The sequence below is a fragment of the Arsenophonus nasoniae genome, from assembly GCF_004768525.1.
Taxonomy (GTDB): Bacteria; Pseudomonadota; Gammaproteobacteria; order Enterobacterales; family Enterobacteriaceae; genus Arsenophonus; species Arsenophonus nasoniae.
Map to the genome: position 1 here is coordinate 2,588,956 of NZ_CP038613.1, position 17,915 is coordinate 2,606,870.

Below are 17,915 nucleotides of genomic sequence, written 5' to 3' on the forward strand. Positions count from 1 at the left end.
GATACTTTAAACATATATATATATAAAACACGTATATTATGTAACATAATATTACACTATCTCGCACGTAATATGTTAAAACACATGCCACCTACCACCTTTTAGGGTTTATGCTTTGATTTTATTGATTTTTTTAAGGTGGCAGTTATTCTTTTATATGCCACCACCTGCCACTTTTCTCACTCTTAAAAAAAAATAAAAGTTTTAAAAGTAAGTGCCACCTACCACCTTCTCTTGTAAATTTTCGCATTTTTCTAATTCGGTACGTACTTCTTCGTTTGTTAACTTTCTTTTTTTAACAAGTATCCAAGGACGAACTGTGTCGCCTTTAAATTTTAATTTTGCATATTGCGTCAACCCTTTTGCTCTTAAAATCGCCGTAATTTGTTTAGCGTTGATCTCCACTGCTGAACCCATATCACCAATAATAAAATTAACTATCTGCTGATAGGTCATAACGGGAGAAATAGGCGCATCAATCAAATCGTGCAAGGTTTTGGCAACATCTGAACGGCTACTTTCTATCATGATCTGACGCTCTTCAGTATCAGGTGCTCTTTGCCAATTGAATTGATTCAAATCAATGGATTTTAAGTACCAAAATACCTGTGATATAAAATTAGCGTCTTGTAAATGACGATAAAGGGTTTCATAATACTTGACATCTTGTAAGTGATCAGGCCCCCCAAAGACTGCAATACGTCTGTCTTCTTCGGGGATAATAATGGCATCTATATGGTTTGATAAAAACAGAAAGCTGGTAAAAATGTCTTCAGTTATTTTCTTTCCATATTTATTATTAACTTCAAATCTAGGCTCGGTAAGAATGTCACGTAGTTGATCGCTAATTGAATACCGCTTATCCGTGTTTTCTCTTACTTCATCCACGGTACATAGTAGAGAATGATGTAAATAGTCATGGTATTGATTTTTACAGATAACATCCATTTTCGCCCTTGTACAATTCCAGGAGCCTAGAATTTTTTCCATCAGTTGAATCACCCATCCTCTGCCCGTTCCATGTAACAACGATATATGAAGAATAGTAATAGGGCATCGACGATCGGGGCGTTGGACTATCCAGGCTAAACGCGCAATGAAAAAGTCCCTTTGCTCTTTTTTAGGCAAAAGGTATTCCATGTGTTTAAGAAAGATGTTATCTGATTTATCAAAATTCGAAACCTTCGCATGGTCAGGTAGATAAAACTCATTAATATCAAAGCGCCCATCATGTCGTTTAATTAAACGTCCTTTGCCGGGTTGGTATCCAATACTTTCAGCCACTTGTTTTTTAGGATGCTCTATCCAGCGTTTCGTTGCAGAAGTTGGTTGACCCTTTTTACTTATTGATGGTATTTGAAAAGGCGCCATCAGATTTTTAAATGATTTCATCTCAATAACACAATTATAAGGGGGCCGTGATAAATCACACACCTGATCACCTTTGACTACATAAATGAAACGTTCAAGGAAATGACTTGTCATATCCATATTGATATCGGTAAAACCCTCTTCAGTCTTATTAGACGACAGATCATCAAAATCATCTTTACCAAACCCAATAGCGTGCAAGAAATCGCCATCGTTTCGATGTGCACAACTGGCATGAAGACATTTGAAATGCCCTACTTCAAACCCCGCTGTATTTTTAGGGAAATACGCCGTACTGGTAACCCCACTATCAGTGCTATGTCCGCTTTCAAAAGGGCAAGTGATATAGCGTTCACCATTACGCCCATAGTCTAGTGTTAGCCCCTGGCTATCCAAGAACTCAGCGACTTCATCGGTTGCATTAGGCGTTACGATCGAACGGTCTCTTACTTTACCTAAGCGACTCGATTCAGACGACGACACAACGGGCAATCCATCCGCTAAGTCCTTCCAAAAATCATTCAATTGTTTTTCAGTGATCATAAAAGGTTCAGACGGTAAATCATTATCCCATTGAAGCCGGGCACCAGTAGGATGGGCGCCGATGGCAACAAATTGTTGCCCTTTCGCGAGCAGCTCAACGATCCCCAAATCGTTTTTTAAACGATGTACACGTTTAGAAAACTCACCTTCTACTGCGATGAGGTAAAGGCATTTGTTACTGTTATTTCGAAAACGGCGTGGTGGGATTTGACCAAAGGACTGTAGCATAAAGGCCTGGATACGTGCTTGGACATCAACATCGTCACTATCACAATCCAGTGCTACTATGCCAGAGCCCGTTTTGACACATATACCGTAATCAGGCTCCATCATCCATTTTTCAATATCTGCCCCTGAGGAAGATTTGCTAGTCCATTCGGTTATACCAATAACCTGTCGCTGAGAATTATAGATTGAGGGCGTTTTACCTAGTGCTTTCATTTTACTGGAAGGCGAAATCGTAGCCTCAGCATTACAAACTACAGGTAATAACCTATCGGTATAACCAAGGACTAAATCGAAGTGCACCCATTCATCAGGCACCGCACCCCATGTTTTTAGGTGATCACGCTCGTCATACGAGCCAGCAACAGCAGGACTCGGGCGCTGATCAGTAACACTACGCCCGACAGAATAATTTATTTGCATGGGTTATTTTGCCTTAGTGTTAGTCGGTATTATTGTGTTGTGAATTTTCGGTATGGTGTTTTCTGTATAACTCAGGACTATACTTAAGTGATCCATTGGTTATTTTTTCAATAAGTAATGCAGATTTTTCAGGGATAACATCCCGCCATTGTCCAACAGCCTGTGGAGATATTCCCAAAACTTTAGCAACATTCCTTTTTGAGCGAAAATAACTAACAACAATTGCTTTTAACATTCAGAAACCTCAAAATTATAAATTAAAGTTTACTTTTTATAAATAATATTTTACATAATAAAGAGGAGTTTACAAGTGGCTGAATATGATAGGGAAGCAATAGGCCGTAGAATTTACGAAAGACGAACTGAATTAGGTCTAAGAGCAATAGATTTAGCTGACCTAATCGGGGTCAGTCGCGTAGCGGTGTCTCAATGGGAAAGAGGAGTAAGCGTTTTAGGTGGGGATAAATTAATGAATATATCCGAAGCCTTGAAATGCTCACCTGAATGGATCATTGCTGGTATAGATCGTTTGGAGAAAATACAAGACCTAAACATTGAAGCATCTGATATTAAAATACTTAGACTTGCTCAGCAACTACCTGATACTGAAAAAGATAATCTAATAAAAATGCTTGAAGACAAAGTCGAATATTATAGAAAATTATACACCGAACTCACTCAAAAACTTTCGCCTCAAAAATAAGCTGTTAGATAAAACTACACAACGTATATCTAAGTCTCTTCACTAAAATTATCCATATCAAGATAAGGTAAAATAAAATTTACCTTACATCTTGACATTGATATTTGTGTAAACTAAACTTTATTAAAATTAGTAAGGAGACTTACGAATGGGTAACAACTTTACATTACTAGCTAAGATTTTTGATATATCAGAGCAAATAGAGTTACTACAAAGAATTTCTTTTAGTCTTTCCGGCGAGGAAAGAGATGTTTTGAATGCTTTGGTTCTAGATAAAGCAATTGAATTAAAATCACTTTCAATGAAAGTGCGTGACCAAATCGAGTTAACAAACGATGCTCATACTAATTCAGAAACCATCAACGCAACAAATAAAGCATATCCAGAAAAACAAAAGAAATTTACAGAGTATTTTAGCACTAGAAAAAATAAAAGTTAAAAATGCCCATTAAACATTCTATCAAAAGTACGTTATTTGTGTAAATAGCTACATGTACAGTGTAAGACAAACAAATAACTACTAACACGCTCTTTAACAATTTAGAAAGTCGGAATGTACAGCGCGTTATGTCTGTATGAGTGCAGGTATACACGTTGCATTGAGTGCGATCCGCTCTTTGCAGGACAGCAATGTCAAGGGACAGGCAGCCATACCAGACTGTACAAACGCAAAAACACTAATTATAGGTCATTTTGCGAAGTGGCCTATGGTGAGTGACGACAGTAATTCAAAAGGATTTAAGATATGACGAATGTAAAAAGCACCTATGAAATTAGGCGCTTTGAACAAAAAGCGGTTAGTACTGTGTTTTTAGTTAGTGGGTATCTCCTTGAGGAGATTGAATGGCAGACTTTTCCACGGTGTCAATATGTTTGGTTAGATCAGCAATGAGTGTTCGAGCCATCTGTGGATTAATAATAAAGAACTGAGTCTCCTGAGCTTCATTAATTGACTGCATAGGCGACGAAAGAAATTGAAATTTCAACGCCAGCGCATCGTAACCTGGTAAAGGACCGATTTTCCAACCAGCAATAGGAAACGTGGGAATATCATTTTTTTTAGACATAATTTTTTCTTCTTTGTTGTTGTAGAGAACAGCAAGGATACCACCGAGCCTGATGTGGTGAAAAGACAGGCGCAATAAATTTAAATGCAATTAAGCAGTACCGCTCTTTAACACTCTTTCGCTGAAAAAGCGTAACCACAAAACACCCAAACAGTCGGTTTTGGGGTGTGTGAAATAACCAAAATACAGCCATTAAGTTAAAAGCCAACACCAAGGTACTACCAATATGGCTGTAGATATAAACCGGATACCTCCGGCACACACCGCCAAAATTGATTTGTATTTAGGAGGTCAACCGCATACCAAACGTATAACTTTTTGATAGTAAGATAGTTTTTCTTGAAACTGGAGGTCAACATTCAACCTGATCTGCGTTTTAAGTAGCGCTATCGGTTCCAGACAAGGCCATATGATGTCATCGGTACTTTCCAGTTCTAATAATCTCTCTCTTAATTCACTATCATCAAATTTAGATTCGTTGGTGTAAAGTTTTAGATAATCAAACGCTTTTTTCTTTGCTGCTCCTGATTTTTTGCCAAATTGGTATGTTAATTGAATGGCTGAAAGGACAACGATCGATATACCAAAAAAGAAAGGATTTCCATTCAACACAATCGCTGAACCAAAAATTAACAGTAATACCGAGATAAATCTATCTATGCGTCCAGTGATTATTGCAAACAACTGTTCAAGATAATGACCATAGAGAATTCTATCGGTGATGTCTTCTCGGTTCATAACTATCAATCCTTATTTTTTACTTTCACCCCCTGAGCTTTTTGATGGCGGTGATTTAGGTTGTGGTGTTGGTCTAATCATTTTAGATGCTAGATGATCAATCGTTCTTACCTTTTCTGTAACCGATTTTTTGTCAGACATCATTATCTCTTTTTATGTGTTGCGGGAAACACATAGTAACCTGTTTTGTGTGTTGTGGGAATACACAAAAGGGAGCGAGCCTGACGCGCCAGAAATATCAGGCATACCCTATCTAACCCATTCCATCGGAAAAACCACCATGCAAAAAGCAAAAATCCTGTCATCGGAGCGATTTCCGATGAACAACAACGTCCGGCGTTTACGCTATTTACAAAAATTAGAAGCGCTAAAGCGCAATGGCAATCACCAGTTCCCTGTCACTATATACCGTTGAGGTCACCGCATCATGCTTACCGCAAATACTCCCCTGCTGGCAAGACTGGCAGAAAACCACACGCAAATGATAATGGCGCACAATCAACTAGCCGAAGCCCATAAAATGTTAATCAGTCAGTTGGTCGCACATACTGAAAATGACCCGAGTGACCCAAATGAACCGACAAGGGCGAACAAACCAAAACCCTTCACACCGGACGTTAAGCCTCAACCTGTTGCGCCATCAGCTATGGTTGAGACTAAAGAAGTGATTGAGCCTAAAATTACTATCGAAGTGCCCACTAAAGCCGAAGACAAACCAGCCCCCGTTGTCGCCGAGAAAAAGGTTAAAACCCTTCGGGCAGAAGCGAAACCTGCTAAAGCCGTTAAACCAATTGTTGAAGCACCTAAAGTAGAGCCTAAAGAAGAGCCTAAAGAAGAGCCTAAAGAAGAGCCTAAAGTAGAACTTAAGCCCGAACCGGTTGATATTGAATCGCTTGATTTGCGTCACGTCGTCGCCCTATCCGTCTTGTTTGGTGACAAAGCGCTTAAACCTGACAGTACGCAAATTGCTAGCGCCAGCGCAATGCTTGCATCTGAGAAAGCAAATAGTGTTACCGGACAAATTGATGCACTTTATTGCGCCTTAAATGGATTACCTAAGGTGACATTTCTTCCCAAAGTTAAAATTTTTACGATATGCCTAAAAACGTTGGCTAATTGGGATAATCTCTTTGACATTACCGATCGTCGCGAATTTGCCTTGTCATTAGTGCGTGAATTGCCTACACCGGCGGAAGTGAAATTGGTAGAAGCTGAAGACCCACGAACTAAGTCTTCAAAACTGATCACCGAATTGGCAAAAAAAGGCTATCGGAATGAAGTCGTTAAAATACTCGATGAATTCAACGCTAAAAGGCTAGGTGATATTCCTGATGACAATCTGGTTCAGTTTATCAAGAAAGCCCAACGCGTTTTAGCCGATGATAACGCAGAGGGTAGTGATGGCTGAACATGCAAAACTTTCCCCCTCCTCAGCGCATAGATGGATGAGATGTAGCGCCAGTCTCGCAGTAGAAGCCACCTTACCCGATAAAACATCGCCGTTTGCGGAAGAAGGCAGCGCGGCGCACGCCTTAGCAGAAAGTGTCTTAAAAATGCGTCAAAACCCGTTTAGTGAAGGGTGTAGACGAACATATGGCTTTGATGCAAAGGATTATATCGGCACGTATCCCTTGTTGAAAGCTAATTCGCCACAAGTGGATGAAGAGATGATTGAACACGTCCAGACCTATGTTGATACTGTCTGGCACCTGGCGGACGGGAAAATCTTACAGGTTGAGGAGCGCGTTGACTTTTCAGCCGTCATTGACGTAGAGAATTCTTTTGGTACCGCCGATGCGATTATTATCAGCGAGGATGAGCTACAAATCCATGACCTAAAATACGGTAAAGGCGTTAAAGTCGATGCCCATAACAATGCGCAGCTGATGCTTTATGCTCTGGGAGCCTTACATCAATTTGACCTTATTTATGATTTCAAAACGGTTCGGCTTTTCATCCATCAACCCAGGCTTAACCATCTGTCTGAATGGGCACTATCGGTTGAGGATTTAAAAGAATTTGGCGAACAGGCTAAATCAGGCGCGAAAAAAGCCATGGAGATGGCAACCCTCGCCGAGCGCAACGGGCTTGATGCGCTACCGGATAGTGCGTTTTCACCGGGTATTAAGCAATGCCAGTTCTGCAAAGCAAAAGGCGGATTGTGTTTTGCTCAGGCGCAGTTTGTCCATAATGAAGTCAGAGGCGATTTTGTCGATTTAACTCGGCCTTTGAACCTCCAACTAAGTGATGCTATCAAACGCATTACGCTGCTAACCCCTGCACAAATGGCAAAACTCTACCAGAATGTTGATTTGATAGAGAGCTTTTGTAAAGCCCTGCGAAATCGGGTCGCCGAAACATTACACAACGGGCTGTCGGTACCAGGCTTTAAACTGGTGACTGGCAAACAGGGGAATCGCCTATGGGGTGATGAGCGTGAAGCCGAAACGCTGTTAAAAAATGCCAAACTTAAACAGGAGCAAATCTACCACAAGAAAATTATCAGCCCCCCACAGGCTGAAAAATTGCTTAAAAAAGACAAACCGAGTCGCTGGGCAAAACTGGAAGCGCTTATTGAGCGAGCAGACGGTAAACCCGTCATCGCACCAGAATCAGACCCAAGACCTGCCATTATTACTAACCCCTTAAACGACTTTGACGATGTGACCGAAGCAGCACTCGTTGATAAATCCATTTAATTAAAAGGTAACCCTATGAAAATCAAATTAAACAACGTACGTCTGGCTTTTCCTGAATTATTTGAACCTACACAAGTCAGTGGTCAAGGAGCGTTCAAATACCGAGCAAATTTCCTTATCGCCAAAAATCGTACTGACCTGATTGAGGAAATCAACACGGGGATTAAGGCGGTTATTAAGGAAAAATGGGGAGCCAAAGAGGTAGAAAAAATTTATAACAGCATCTGCCACTCCAACAACCGTTTTTGCTTCCGCGACGGGGACAATAAAGAATACGACGGCTATGCCGGAAACATGTACATCACCGCCAGTAACAAAGATCGACCGTTAGTCATTGACGTAAACCGCACACCACTCACCGCACAGGATGGTCGCCCCTATTCTGGCTGCTACGTTAACGCCACCATTGAGTTTTACGCCTATGACAATAACGGTAAAGGCGTCTCCGCATCATTAAGAGGGGTTCAGTTTTTCCGGGATGGCGATGCATTTAGCGGTGGAAGTGTGGCCTCCGTTGACGAATTTGACGACCTGAGCATGGCTGAGGAAGAGGAGTTATTGGCAAGCTAACACCAGGAACCACTGCCGCCTTAAGTGGTTAAATAATAAGGCACCGCTCAAAAATATGAGTGATTTTTACTCAATTTATCTTAAGGAAAATTTGATATGTAACGTGTAAATAACCCGAGGAGTCTCAAAAATGAAATTAGATAATATGAGTGAAACCATTGCACTTACTAATCCCAGTAACAACCACCATTATCTGCTTAACCTGGAACAACCCGTTTACGCTGATGAGGAAACCAAAACATTAATCAATATGATTCAACTACTGGCAGAAGAAAACCAGTACTTGAGAAAAGAGAATAAACGATTGGCAAAAAACCATCAGTAAAATGGTGAGCTATGCAGGGTTCGAACCTGCGACCGATGGATTAAGAGTCCACTGCTCTACCCACTGAGCTAATAACCCATGATAGTAATTTATAACAATCCTTTTAACAAAAATGGTGGAAAGTAATTATCAAAACCTTCAGCGATACCATAATCTCTCAGTTGTTTTCGTGTGTAAATATCAATCTTTTTATATATCTGTTGTATTATTTGCTCTACAACACAAGAGTATGTACCTAACCGCAATGCTATTTCTTGATTGCTCATAAGTTTCATAACAAAAAAAAACACATTAAGCTCTTCAGTCGTAAATAAATTATTCGGTGGGTGATTGGTTAAAAAAGAAGGTGTCGTGGGATTCTTAAAGAAAGCTTCTGATAGTAATCGAGGGGATATTTTTTTTGAATGGCTTAAGGTACCTATAATTTCATTCTGATGGAAGTAAGGAAATTTTTCAACAAAAAAAGAACGAAATGTCTGCTCTTTTCCTGAGATGTGTGTGACAATAGAATATATTGGCTTACCTAATTTCTGAATAATTTCGGCCTCTCTTTCAAGTATACCACTATTTTCACTCCACGATGCAGGGCATTCAGAAGGGCGACGACCTTCGATATTAAAGTTCATGGGTAAACAGGAATTAAAAAACATAGCTTTGTTGGCGTAAATATAACGAAATTCAATATCTTTTATATTCCAACAATCATGTTCCTGTTTTTCCATAAACGAAATCAAATGACTTGTTAGTACATCGCGAGTTTTCATAAAGATCCCTATTATAATTTAATTTTTATAATTAAGTTTCGTTTTTTAATAAAAAAAAACAAAAATAAAAACCGCTTTCTTATTAAAGCATCTCGTGTACTGATAACTCCTGATACGAAGGTAAACTGACCCACTTCCTAGAACGCCCTTTATTTAATCTTAAAGCTCCTTTTTACAGGGGCAATCATTCATCAATTTCATTATTGAGGAATTTTTACATGCAAAATTTACTATTTTGCGATTTAGAAACCTATAGCAATATTCCGATTAATTGTGGCACGCATCGCTATGCTGAAAATGCAGAAATATTACTTTTTGCGTATGCGTACAATCATGAACCCGTAAAGGTTTGGGATGTGACTGAAGATAAAACGATGCCAAAGGATTTAAAAGCCTACCTCGATGACCCTGAAATTTTAACCGTTTGGCATAATGGGGGGATGTTTGATACGGTGATTTTAAGCAAAGTGTTAAATATCGACTTACCCTTATCCCGCGTTCACGATACGCTGGTGCAAGCACTGGCACATTGCTTACCTGGCGCACTGGGTTCGCTTTGCGATATCTTCAACGTCAATAGCGATAAAGCCAAAGATAAAGAAGGTAAAGCGCTCATACAGCTATTTTGCAAACCGCGCCCTAAAAACAGCAAAATACAACGCGCCACGGTGTTAACACATTTCGAAGAATGGCAACGTTTTAAGCAATACGCAGGTTCTGATATTTTAGCCATGCGTGAGATTTATCAGCATTTACCGCGTTGGAATATGAGTGTGGACGAAACCCAATTATGGCAGTTAGACCAAAAGATTAATCGCCGTGGAATGGGTATGGACGTTGAGTTGGCCAAAAGCGCCTTAACCGCCGTTGAAAACGAGCAAAAGCGGTTATCAGCCGTCACCCGGCAATTAACGGATAACACCGTACAGTCCGCAACCCAACGTGATGCACTATTACAGCATATTGCCTCGGCATTTGGCATCACGTTACCGGATATGCAAGCCAGCACGCTACAGCGACGCGTTAATGACCCTGATATTCCACGGGCTTTACGTGAACTGCTGTCAGTCCGTCTGCAATCGTGCACAACCAGCACCAGTAAATATAAAGCGCTGTTGAAATCGGTGAGTGCAGATGGACGACTTCGAGGAACCAAACAGTTTTGTGGCGCTTCACGTACTGGACGATGGGCGGGGCGGATTTTTCAACCGGATAATCTCCCCAGACCCACGCTTGACCAAAAAACCATTGATGAGGGGGTTGAAGCGTTAAAAGCGGGTTGCGCCGAGCTGATTTGTGATGACATTATGCAACTGACCAGTTCTGCGCTTAGAGGATGTATTATTGCCCCACCGGGTAAAAAACTGGTTATCTCCGATTTGTCGAATATTGAGGGCCGCATGCTGGCATGGCTGGCAGGGGAAAACTGGAAAGTCAACGCTTTTAGCGAGTTTGATAACGGCAAAGGCGATGACCTCTATAAACTCGCTTACGCACGCGCGTTTTATCTTTTACCAGAGAACGTCACTAAAGCCCAACGACAAATCGGTAAGGTAATGGAACTCGGCTTAGGCTATGGCGGTGGGGTTGCGGCATTTTTGACATTTGCCCTCGCCTATGGCCTAGATTTAGATGAATTGGCGGAAGCCGCATTACCTAATATACCGCATAACGTTAAGCGAGAGGCGATAAGCTGGTATCAAAAATCTGTTGAAACAGATAAAACTTATGGCCTCAGCGAAAAAGTCTTTGTTACCTGCGATTCCCTTAAGCGCATGTGGCGCAATGCCCATCCACAAACCGTATCATTCTGGTACGATATTGAAAAGGCAGTAAAACAGGCGATTCAATCACCGGGGATAGCGTTTAGGTGCCGTAAACTTAGCGTCCGTCGCGATAAAGGCTGGCTCAGGATTTGTCTACCATCAGGTCGTAGTCTTTGCTACCCTTCTGCGCGAATAGAGAATGGACAAATCACCTACATGGGGACTAATCCCTACAGCCGAAAATGGGAAAGGCTAAAAACCTATGGCGGGAAAATCACAGAAAATATCTGTCAGGCTGCCGCTCGGGATGTATTAGCCTGTAACATGCCGTCTATTGAAAAGGCGGGTTATGAGATTGTCTTAACCGTCCATGATGAGATTATCAGCGAAGCGCCCGATACCCCACAATTTTCCGCTGAGGGGTTAAGCGCACTGTTAAGTGCCAAGCCTGACTGGGCTTTTGATTTACCGCTTAGTGCAGCGGGGTTTGAGACTTATCGCTATCGAAAAGAATAAATAATACACAGGATAAAATAAACATCATGGCCTTTAGAAAAAACGACAGCCCCCTTTATTTTAAGGCTGCACAGGACGCGGTACACCTTGAGCAGTCAGGGCAATACCATGAAGCAGCGCGCGCATGGGCACAGGCAAACCGATTGGCGCGCAATCGCAATAACCGTATCTGGAGTGAGAACCGCGCCGATTTTTGCTTAATGCAAATAAAACGGGAAAATATTAAAAGGATGTATTCATGCGGTTAATCAGGGAAGAGAGTATCGAAAAACATTTGGTGCGTGAAGTGCAAAAAATCGGTGGCATTGCCTATAAGTTTGTTTCCCCCGGACGACGAGGCGTGCCTGACCGATTAGTCGCCCTGCCCAATGGCAAGATTATTTTTGTGGAGTGCAAAGCACCGGGCGAAAAACCTACCCCCTATCAATTGCGCGAACACGCAAGGCTTTTTGCCCTAGGCCATCAGGTCATCGTACTAGATAGTCAGGATCTAAGCAGTATCTTACCCACTGTTGACTGAAAATTAACTTATTGACGAAAGAAGAAATCATGCGCTATAGTTTACTTGCATCTGCAAAATCAGATGTCAGGTTTCGCAGCCTGCCGTAAGCTACCGCGACATGCACACGCCGCGAGCGTGTTTTTTAATGTCGTAATCTAGCCACAATTCAATGGTGAGCTGGATGGGGCAACCGTAAGGTTGGCCGGTCGGTAGTTCCGGTACTGCGAACCCTGTTCAGTTCACCGCCGATAAGTTTCGCAGCTTTAGCGGTGAGTAAATCCAAATACTACCATCGGAGGTCATATTATGACTACCGCACAAGCTATCTCATTTTCTTTCCAAGAGACCCATAATGTACGTATTCAGATAATCAGCGGTGAACCTTGGTTTTGCCTGAAAGATGTATGTGAAATTTTATCTATTATTGTCGCAAGCCCTGAACGCTTCCGAATGGATGATAAGGGGATTACAAAACATGTAACCCCTACAAAAGGCGGAAACCAACAACTTGTTTATGTGAATGAACCTAACCTTTATCGTGTTATTTTCCGTAGCAATAAGCCCGAAGCAAAACAATTTCAGGACTGGGTATTTAATGAAGTTCTCCCCTCGATCCGCAAAACTGGCAGATATGATCGCCATCAACCACAACCCCAAACGAAAGCCGCAGAGCGTTTTAGCCATTCAGACAGCCGTAACCTGACGCATTTAGTTTGGTGTATGACAAATGGCTTACGGTTTGAGCGTTCGTGGAGTAATGCGGTGTGGCTGGCTTTACGCGAAGTGACTGGCACACCATCACCGGAGCGTTTTCAGGTGGAGCATATACCGTTAATGGCTGATGAGTGTCGCCGTATTTATTATATTACCGAGTCACTACGACAAATTATCAATGACGCTGAAAAACAAGTTATCAAACGCCTTTTGCGTAAACGTGAGAATATCGATACCGTATTAGCAGAAATAAAACAGCTTTTTGAGCAATTCCACCATCAACAAATCGGGATAATTACCGCGCGCACTGACCATTGGTACGAAGGTGAGTTGACCCATTTCTTAGAACGCCACTAATTAATCTTAACGCCCCTTTTTAAAGGGGCAATCTTTTATCAATTTCATTATTGAGGAATACCTTTATGTCAATTTTAATCACTATCGAAACAAAAAACATCAATGACGCATTAATCCAAACGGTTAATGCCCGTGATTTACATGAGTTTTTAGAAAGCAAGCAGAAATTTGCTGATTGGATAAAAGATCGCATTCAACAATATGGATTTATTGAGAGTCAGGACTTTATCGTAATTTTAGGAAAAACCCCAAATGGTGGCCGTCCTACAAAGGAATACGCAATTTCCCTCGATATGGCGAAAGAGTTATCAATGGTTGAGCGTAATGAAAAAGGGAAACAGGCAAGGCAGTACTTTATTGAATGTGAACGACGCGTTTTACAACCTCAAACATTACTACCAACAGCAAAAGAACTCGCTCTCATGGTTGTTCGTGCCGAGGAAGAGAAAGAACAGTTATTACTGGAAAACAAAAGCCTCTCAACAGAAAACGATTGTCTTAAAAATCTCTTCAAAGAAGGTATGACCCCTACCCAATTTAGCAAAATGCTTAACGGGGTAAACAGTCAGCAGATAAATCATTTTCTGGCAGGACTTAAATGGCTCTATAACGAAAGTAAATCCGGCAACAATTTACGCTGGCGTGTTGCCGCTACCGCTCGGGATAAATATTTAACCGAAAAACAAAACGAAATAAGCCCACATGGTGCGAATAGTTTCATTAGTTATCGTCCTGTTTTGCTGAGAAAAGGCGCACAGCGACTTTATGACCAGTATCTGGCTGACAAACTCCCCATGAAAAAGAACTGGAACGGATTACATACCCATGACAAAACTATCCAGATTGTCGCCTGAACAAAAGACAATCGCTAAAACCTTCACCCCTCGCGCTTACCAAAATCTCATTATCAATCACCTACTCGATATAAAACGCTCAAATGTCTGGGCGGGAATGGGAATGGGTAAAACGGCAGCAACGCTGACGGCGTTAGAAAATCTCTATCTTGCAGGCAGTGAAACCAAACCCACATTGGTATTAGCCCCTTTACGGGTAGCCCAATCCACCTGGCCGGATGAAGTGCTTAAATGGAACCATCTCCATAATATCGAAGTGCAACCCATCATTGGCCCCACCAAATCACGAATGGCAGCACTCAAAAATACCCATGCCAGCGTATTTACTATCAATTATGACAATCTCGTCTGGCTGGTTGACATCCTCGGAGAAAATTGGCCTTTTGGTACGATTATTGCCGATGAGAGCACTCGGTTAAAATCATTCCGGCTACGCAAAGGGGGTAAACGCACCGCAGCCCTTGCCAAAATCGCCCATAAATCGGTTCATCGCTGGGTAAACCTAACAGGCACGCCTTCACCCAATGGCCTGATGGACTTATGGGGGCAAGCGTGGTTTGTTGACCAGGGCGAACGCTTAGGCAGAACGCATAGTGCGTTTACGTCCCGCTGGTTTAATCGTATCCAGTTCCCTGGCCAACAATGGAGCAGGTTTGAGCCTTTAGGGTTTGCGCATCTTCAAATTCAGTCAGCGCTTAGCGATGTCACCTTATCACTTAATGCCGCCGACTGGTTTGATATCGACGAACCGATACACAACGTCATCAACGTTGAACTACCAGCAAAAGCACGAGCGCACTATCAGGCGATGGAAAAAGAACTGTTTCTTGAGTTGGGCGATAGCGCTATCGAAGCGTTAAATGCTGCTGCCAAAACAATAAAATGTTTGCAAATTGCAGCAGGCGCTATTTATAGCGATGACAATCACAACTGGACAGAAATACACGATGCCAAAATCCAGGCGCTGGAAAGTATTGTCAATGAAGCCGGAGGAATGCCTGTACTGGTTGCTTACCACTGGAAACATGACCTTGAAAGACTGTTAAAAGCATTTCCAAAAGGCAAAATGTTAGACGCTAACCCACAAACCCTTACGGACTGGAATAATGGCAAAATTCCGATGCTCTTTGCCCATCCTGCAAGCTGTGGACACGGCTTAAATTTACAGGACGGGGGTAATATTCTGGTTTTTTTCTCCCACTGGTGGGACTTGGAGCAGTACCAGCAAATTATCGAACGTATCGGCCCTACTCGTCAAGCGCAAGCCGGGCATAACCGCCCTGTCTTTATTCACCATATCGTCGCTAAAGATACACTCGATGAAGTGGTCATGGAAAGGCGCAATTCAAAACGGGCAATACAGGATTTATTACTGGAAGCGATGAAAAGGAAATAAAAAAGACCAGCGCTAGGCTGGTCAACACCAGGGAAAAATTGTGAATATCAAACACACAACCAAGTAAATATAGCAGAGAAATAAAGAATCAACCTTAAACTTACAAATATTTATATTTTAAAATCAAATAGTTATCATTCTTATTCGTATTAACAACGGAGAACTCACCATGTGGATTTTAATTTTAGCCATGTACGCCAGCCCTTATGCCTCAAGTGACTTTGCAAGTGTTCATACTCAGGAATTCGACACTGAAAATATGTGCCAATTCGCCGCTAAACAATTTCAGCGTGAATTGGAAACTTTCAAAGATATAGATGCCAAAGCGATTTGCGTTAAGAAATAAGCTAATTTTACAAAGGTTCAACCATGAAACTTAACATCATCAAATTATTAATCACTACGTTACTTTTTATCAGCGCAGCGTTCGCCTTCGAACTCATTGTTGGTCAGATTGCCCATGCCGATGTCGTCATTGACCCGCAAATCAGGTTTAAACGTGGCGAATTAGGCAATATTCATTTAGGCGGACAAGAGCTACTAGTTATTGGCACTATCATAGTGCCAGCTCTTATGGTTTATTTGGGGGTATTTCTCGATACCTTGAAGAAGTAGCATAAAGAGAATAAGCATTATCCCACCTGAATTTTCCTACTCTAATTAGCAATATCGAAAGGTAAGCATTTAGCTATTAAAAAAGACCAGCACAAGGCTGGCCAACACCAGGGAAAATCACGTTGTGAATAGCAAACACACAACAAAGAAAATCGTAACAAAAAAATCAATCACTGTATATAAAAACAGGTGTAAAGATGTAATAAAGGAGAAAATCCTATGAATGAATCCCCTTTTGTCAAAACCAGTGAACTGGCAAAAAGGTATAGAGTGTCAACTCACACTATCAGACTGTGGGCGGGTAACGGATACCAACGGAGGGAAGGTTTTCCACGCCCTCGGTTTAGGTCTGATGAGCTTAATTTTGCCCGGCAGGATATTATGGATTGGGAGATGGGTAAACGATTTGATTAACTTTATTCCACCAGCGCTCATAAGCCTCTCGCTGCTCCTCTAGGTAGGTGTGCTTATCGTATACCTGCCAAACCCCCGGTAATTTATGTCCTAACATGATTTCAGCAACATGGGGTTGAGTTAACTCCGCAACCCCCGTACGCATGGTTTTACGTAAATCGTGAATTGACCAGTGAGTATAGCTTTCAAATTTTAACGCCATTTTTTTGTTGAGATTGCTAATAAAACTAATATGCCCACTGACACACAAAGGTTTCCCTTCCGATACAATAAACAAATAATCGCTGCCATGACTTAATTTTTTAGCCGTTTTTATCAATTCCTCTGCCGCTGGAATAATAGGCCGGATAATGGGCTTTTTGCTTTTTCGCCCTGTTTTATGATTTTCAGGTGGCACTGTCCATATTCCTTTAGTGAAATCGAAATCGGCCATTTTCGCTTTTAGCAATTCCCCTATCCGGCAGCCAAACAACAACGCCAGTTTGATTATCAAGGCGTTTCTAGGGTTATAGTCTGGGGCATCAATTAACGCAAATAACACTCTGAGTTCTTCTTCACTTAATACCCTCTCGCCCTGTTGATTTATCACCCCCAAGTCCTGGGCGGTCACATCGATAAGCGGATTTAAACTGATGACTCCCCTACGTATCCCCCACCGATGCGCGGTTTTGGTATAAAGCAAGATCCGTGCTCCTATAGCCGGTTTTGCTTTTACCACCTCTTCAATTAGCGATAACCAGACATGCAAATGCGTTTCATCATGAGGCAAATTGCCTATCTTGGGGGAAAACATAAATTTCAAATGACCGTAATATTTCACCCGCTTTTATCTGTGCATTTTTTAAGCGATTTTTCCCACCAATCTCTGATAACCGACTCAACGGTTTGCGCATCAATCGACTGTTGCTTCCGAGTGCGTTTAACCACTTTAGGATTTCTATGCTGCTCCAATTCACCACGGTAAAAAAGCGCACTATCCCGCGCATCTTTTAAACTGATTGCCGGATACGTTCCAATATCTATCCGATCACCTTTCCCTTGCCAACGATAGCGATATTGAAAAATCACTTTACCTTTTGGTGTTACGCGAACTGATAACCCCTCTCTGTCTGATTTAGTCACCATTTTAGCTTGTGGCTTACCATTTACCGCTCTTAACCATGAATCACTTACCGCCATCTTTTTTTTCTCCTTGTGTCCAATCTTTTTATGATATTTCATGTACACCAATATGTACATAAATTTCATGACACAAGGATTATAATAGGTGACTAAAAACAGCTATTATATACTGAGATGGAAAATAAAAATGATATAAAACATAGTATTAATTATTAAATATCGACTATCGAT

General features: G+C 41.5%; 21 protein-coding genes, 1 tRNA gene and 1 pseudogene. 16 read left to right on the top strand and 7 right to left on the bottom strand.

What is annotated here, in order from left to right:
* Positions 1 to 204: 204 nt before the first annotated feature.
* Positions 205 to 2,562, bottom strand: a complete 2,358-nt coding sequence (locus ArsFIN_RS13025) for a DUF5906 domain-containing protein (RefSeq protein ID WP_135677814.1) — start codon at positions 2,560 to 2,562, stop codon at positions 205 to 207.
* A 19-nt stretch (positions 2,563 to 2,581) separates the two neighbouring features.
* Positions 2,582 to 2,797: a Cro/CI family transcriptional regulator gene (locus tag ArsFIN_RS13030; protein WP_026824128.1), complete on the bottom strand. Its 216-nt coding sequence runs from the start codon at positions 2,795 to 2,797 to the stop codon at positions 2,582 to 2,584.
* A 75-nt stretch (positions 2,798 to 2,872) separates the two neighbouring features.
* Between ArsFIN_RS13030 and ArsFIN_RS13035 the strand changes: the two genes are divergently transcribed.
* The gene (locus ArsFIN_RS13035) at positions 2,873 to 3,265 is read left to right on the top strand and encodes a helix-turn-helix domain-containing protein (RefSeq protein WP_026824127.1); all 393 of its coding nucleotides are present in this window, start codon (positions 2,873 to 2,875) and stop codon (positions 3,263 to 3,265) included.
* 148 nt (positions 3,266 to 3,413) lie between these two features.
* Positions 3,414 to 3,704: a hypothetical protein gene (locus tag ArsFIN_RS13040; protein ID WP_026824126.1), complete on the top strand. Its 291-nt coding sequence runs from the start codon at positions 3,414 to 3,416 to the stop codon at positions 3,702 to 3,704.
* Between the two features lie 376 nt (positions 3,705 to 4,080).
* Here ArsFIN_RS13040 and ArsFIN_RS13045 read toward each other — a convergent pair whose 3' ends face one another.
* Both ArsFIN_RS13045 and ArsFIN_RS13050 read right to left on the bottom strand, forming a co-directional pair.
* Positions 4,081 to 4,422, bottom strand: a complete 342-nt coding sequence (locus ArsFIN_RS13045) for a bssS family protein (protein ID WP_246067225.1) — start codon at positions 4,420 to 4,422, stop codon at positions 4,081 to 4,083.
* A gap of 201 nt (positions 4,423 to 4,623) precedes the next feature.
* Positions 4,624 to 5,070: a hypothetical protein gene (locus ArsFIN_RS13050; RefSeq protein ID WP_135677815.1), complete on the bottom strand. Its 447-nt coding sequence runs from the start codon at positions 5,068 to 5,070 to the stop codon at positions 4,624 to 4,626.
* Between the two features lie 130 nt (positions 5,071 to 5,200).
* On the opposite strand from ArsFIN_RS13050, the gene ArsFIN_RS13055 reads away from it, so the two are divergent.
* The 5 genes from ArsFIN_RS13055 to ArsFIN_RS13075 all read left to right on the top strand — a co-directional run bounded on the left by ArsFIN_RS13055 (position 5,201) and on the right by ArsFIN_RS13075 (position 8,664).
* On the top strand, positions 5,201 to 5,485 hold the full coding sequence (locus tag ArsFIN_RS13055; protein WP_135677816.1) for a hypothetical protein: 285 nt from the start codon (positions 5,201 to 5,203) through the stop codon (positions 5,483 to 5,485).
* Positions 5,486 to 5,497: 12 nt separating this feature from the next.
* The gene (locus tag ArsFIN_RS13060) at positions 5,498 to 6,478 is read left to right on the top strand and encodes a hypothetical protein (RefSeq protein WP_135677817.1); all 981 of its coding nucleotides are present in this window, start codon (positions 5,498 to 5,500) and stop codon (positions 6,476 to 6,478) included.
* Positions 6,450 to 7,769, top strand: a complete 1,320-nt coding sequence (locus ArsFIN_RS13065) for a DUF2800 domain-containing protein (protein WP_135677818.1) — start codon at positions 6,450 to 6,452, stop codon at positions 7,767 to 7,769. The genes ArsFIN_RS13060 and ArsFIN_RS13065 overlap by 29 nt, the downstream gene beginning before the upstream one ends.
* A gap of 15 nt (positions 7,770 to 7,784) precedes the next feature.
* Complete coding sequence (locus tag ArsFIN_RS13070; protein ID WP_135677819.1) at positions 7,785 to 8,339, top strand: DUF2815 family protein; 555 nt, start codon at positions 7,785 to 7,787, stop codon at positions 8,337 to 8,339.
* Positions 8,340 to 8,469: 130 nt separating this feature from the next.
* Positions 8,470 to 8,664 carry a hypothetical protein gene (locus ArsFIN_RS13075; RefSeq protein ID WP_135677820.1) on the top strand — a complete coding sequence of 65 codons (195 nt, stop codon included), beginning with the start codon at positions 8,470 to 8,472 and terminating at the stop codon, positions 8,662 to 8,664.
* Between the two features lie 2 nt (positions 8,665 to 8,666).
* Here ArsFIN_RS13075 and ArsFIN_RS13080 read toward each other — a convergent pair.
* Positions 8,667 to 8,742, bottom strand: a tRNA-Lys gene (locus tag ArsFIN_RS13080).
* An 11-nt stretch (positions 8,743 to 8,753) separates the two neighbouring features.
* The gene (locus ArsFIN_RS13085; RefSeq protein WP_135677821.1) at positions 8,754 to 9,428 is read right to left on the bottom strand and encodes a helix-turn-helix transcriptional regulator; all 675 of its coding nucleotides are present in this window, start codon (positions 9,426 to 9,428) and stop codon (positions 8,754 to 8,756) included.
* A gap of 218 nt (positions 9,429 to 9,646) precedes the next feature.
* Here ArsFIN_RS13085 and ArsFIN_RS13090 point away from each other — a divergent pair, with 218 nt between their 5' ends.
* The 9 genes from ArsFIN_RS13090 to ArsFIN_RS13125 all read left to right on the top strand — a co-directional run bounded on the left by ArsFIN_RS13090 (position 9,647) and on the right by ArsFIN_RS13125 (position 16,562).
* Complete coding sequence (locus tag ArsFIN_RS13090) at positions 9,647 to 11,710, top strand: DNA polymerase (protein ID WP_135677822.1); 2,064 nt, start codon at positions 9,647 to 9,649, stop codon at positions 11,708 to 11,710.
* 26 nt (positions 11,711 to 11,736) lie between these two features.
* On the top strand, positions 11,737 to 11,958 hold the full coding sequence (locus tag ArsFIN_RS13095) for an ANR family transcriptional regulator (RefSeq protein WP_135677730.1): 222 nt from the start codon (positions 11,737 to 11,739) through the stop codon (positions 11,956 to 11,958).
* Entirely contained in the window at positions 11,949 to 12,230 is a 282-nt protein-coding gene (locus tag ArsFIN_RS13100; protein ID WP_135677823.1) for a PDDEXK family nuclease, read from the top strand. The genes ArsFIN_RS13095 and ArsFIN_RS13100 overlap by 10 nt, the downstream gene beginning before the upstream one ends.
* Positions 12,231 to 12,518: 288 nt before the next feature.
* Complete coding sequence (locus tag ArsFIN_RS13105) at positions 12,519 to 13,283, top strand: BRO-N domain-containing protein (RefSeq protein ID WP_026824100.1); 765 nt, start codon at positions 12,519 to 12,521, stop codon at positions 13,281 to 13,283.
* 65 nt (positions 13,284 to 13,348) lie between these two features.
* On the top strand, positions 13,349 to 14,137 hold the full coding sequence (locus ArsFIN_RS27540; protein ID WP_246067226.1) for an antA/AntB antirepressor family protein: 789 nt from the start codon (positions 13,349 to 13,351) through the stop codon (positions 14,135 to 14,137).
* Positions 14,109 to 15,533, top strand: a complete 1,425-nt coding sequence (locus ArsFIN_RS13115; RefSeq protein ID WP_407061981.1) for a DEAD/DEAH box helicase — start codon at positions 14,109 to 14,111, stop codon at positions 15,531 to 15,533. Before ArsFIN_RS27540 ends, ArsFIN_RS13115 begins: the two co-directional genes overlap by 29 nt.
* A 169-nt stretch (positions 15,534 to 15,702) precedes the next feature.
* Complete coding sequence (locus tag ArsFIN_RS26440) at positions 15,703 to 15,879, top strand: hypothetical protein (RefSeq protein WP_167876666.1); 177 nt, start codon at positions 15,703 to 15,705, stop codon at positions 15,877 to 15,879.
* 23 nt (positions 15,880 to 15,902) lie between these two features.
* Positions 15,903 to 16,148 (top strand): hypothetical protein, encoded by a 246-nt coding sequence (locus tag ArsFIN_RS13120; RefSeq protein WP_135677567.1) that lies wholly within the window; start codon positions 15,903 to 15,905, stop codon positions 16,146 to 16,148.
* Between the two features lie 219 nt (positions 16,149 to 16,367).
* Positions 16,368 to 16,562 carry a hypothetical protein gene (locus ArsFIN_RS13125; protein ID WP_135677566.1) on the top strand — a complete coding sequence of 65 codons (195 nt, stop codon included), beginning with the start codon at positions 16,368 to 16,370 and terminating at the stop codon, positions 16,560 to 16,562.
* On the opposite strand, the pseudogene ArsFIN_RS13130 reads toward ArsFIN_RS13125, so the two are convergent.
* Positions 16,528 to 17,741, bottom strand: a pseudogene (locus ArsFIN_RS13130) (tyrosine-type recombinase/integrase). The gene ArsFIN_RS13125 and the pseudogene ArsFIN_RS13130 overlap by 35 nt on opposite strands.
* Positions 17,742 to 17,915 lie beyond the last annotated feature (174 nt).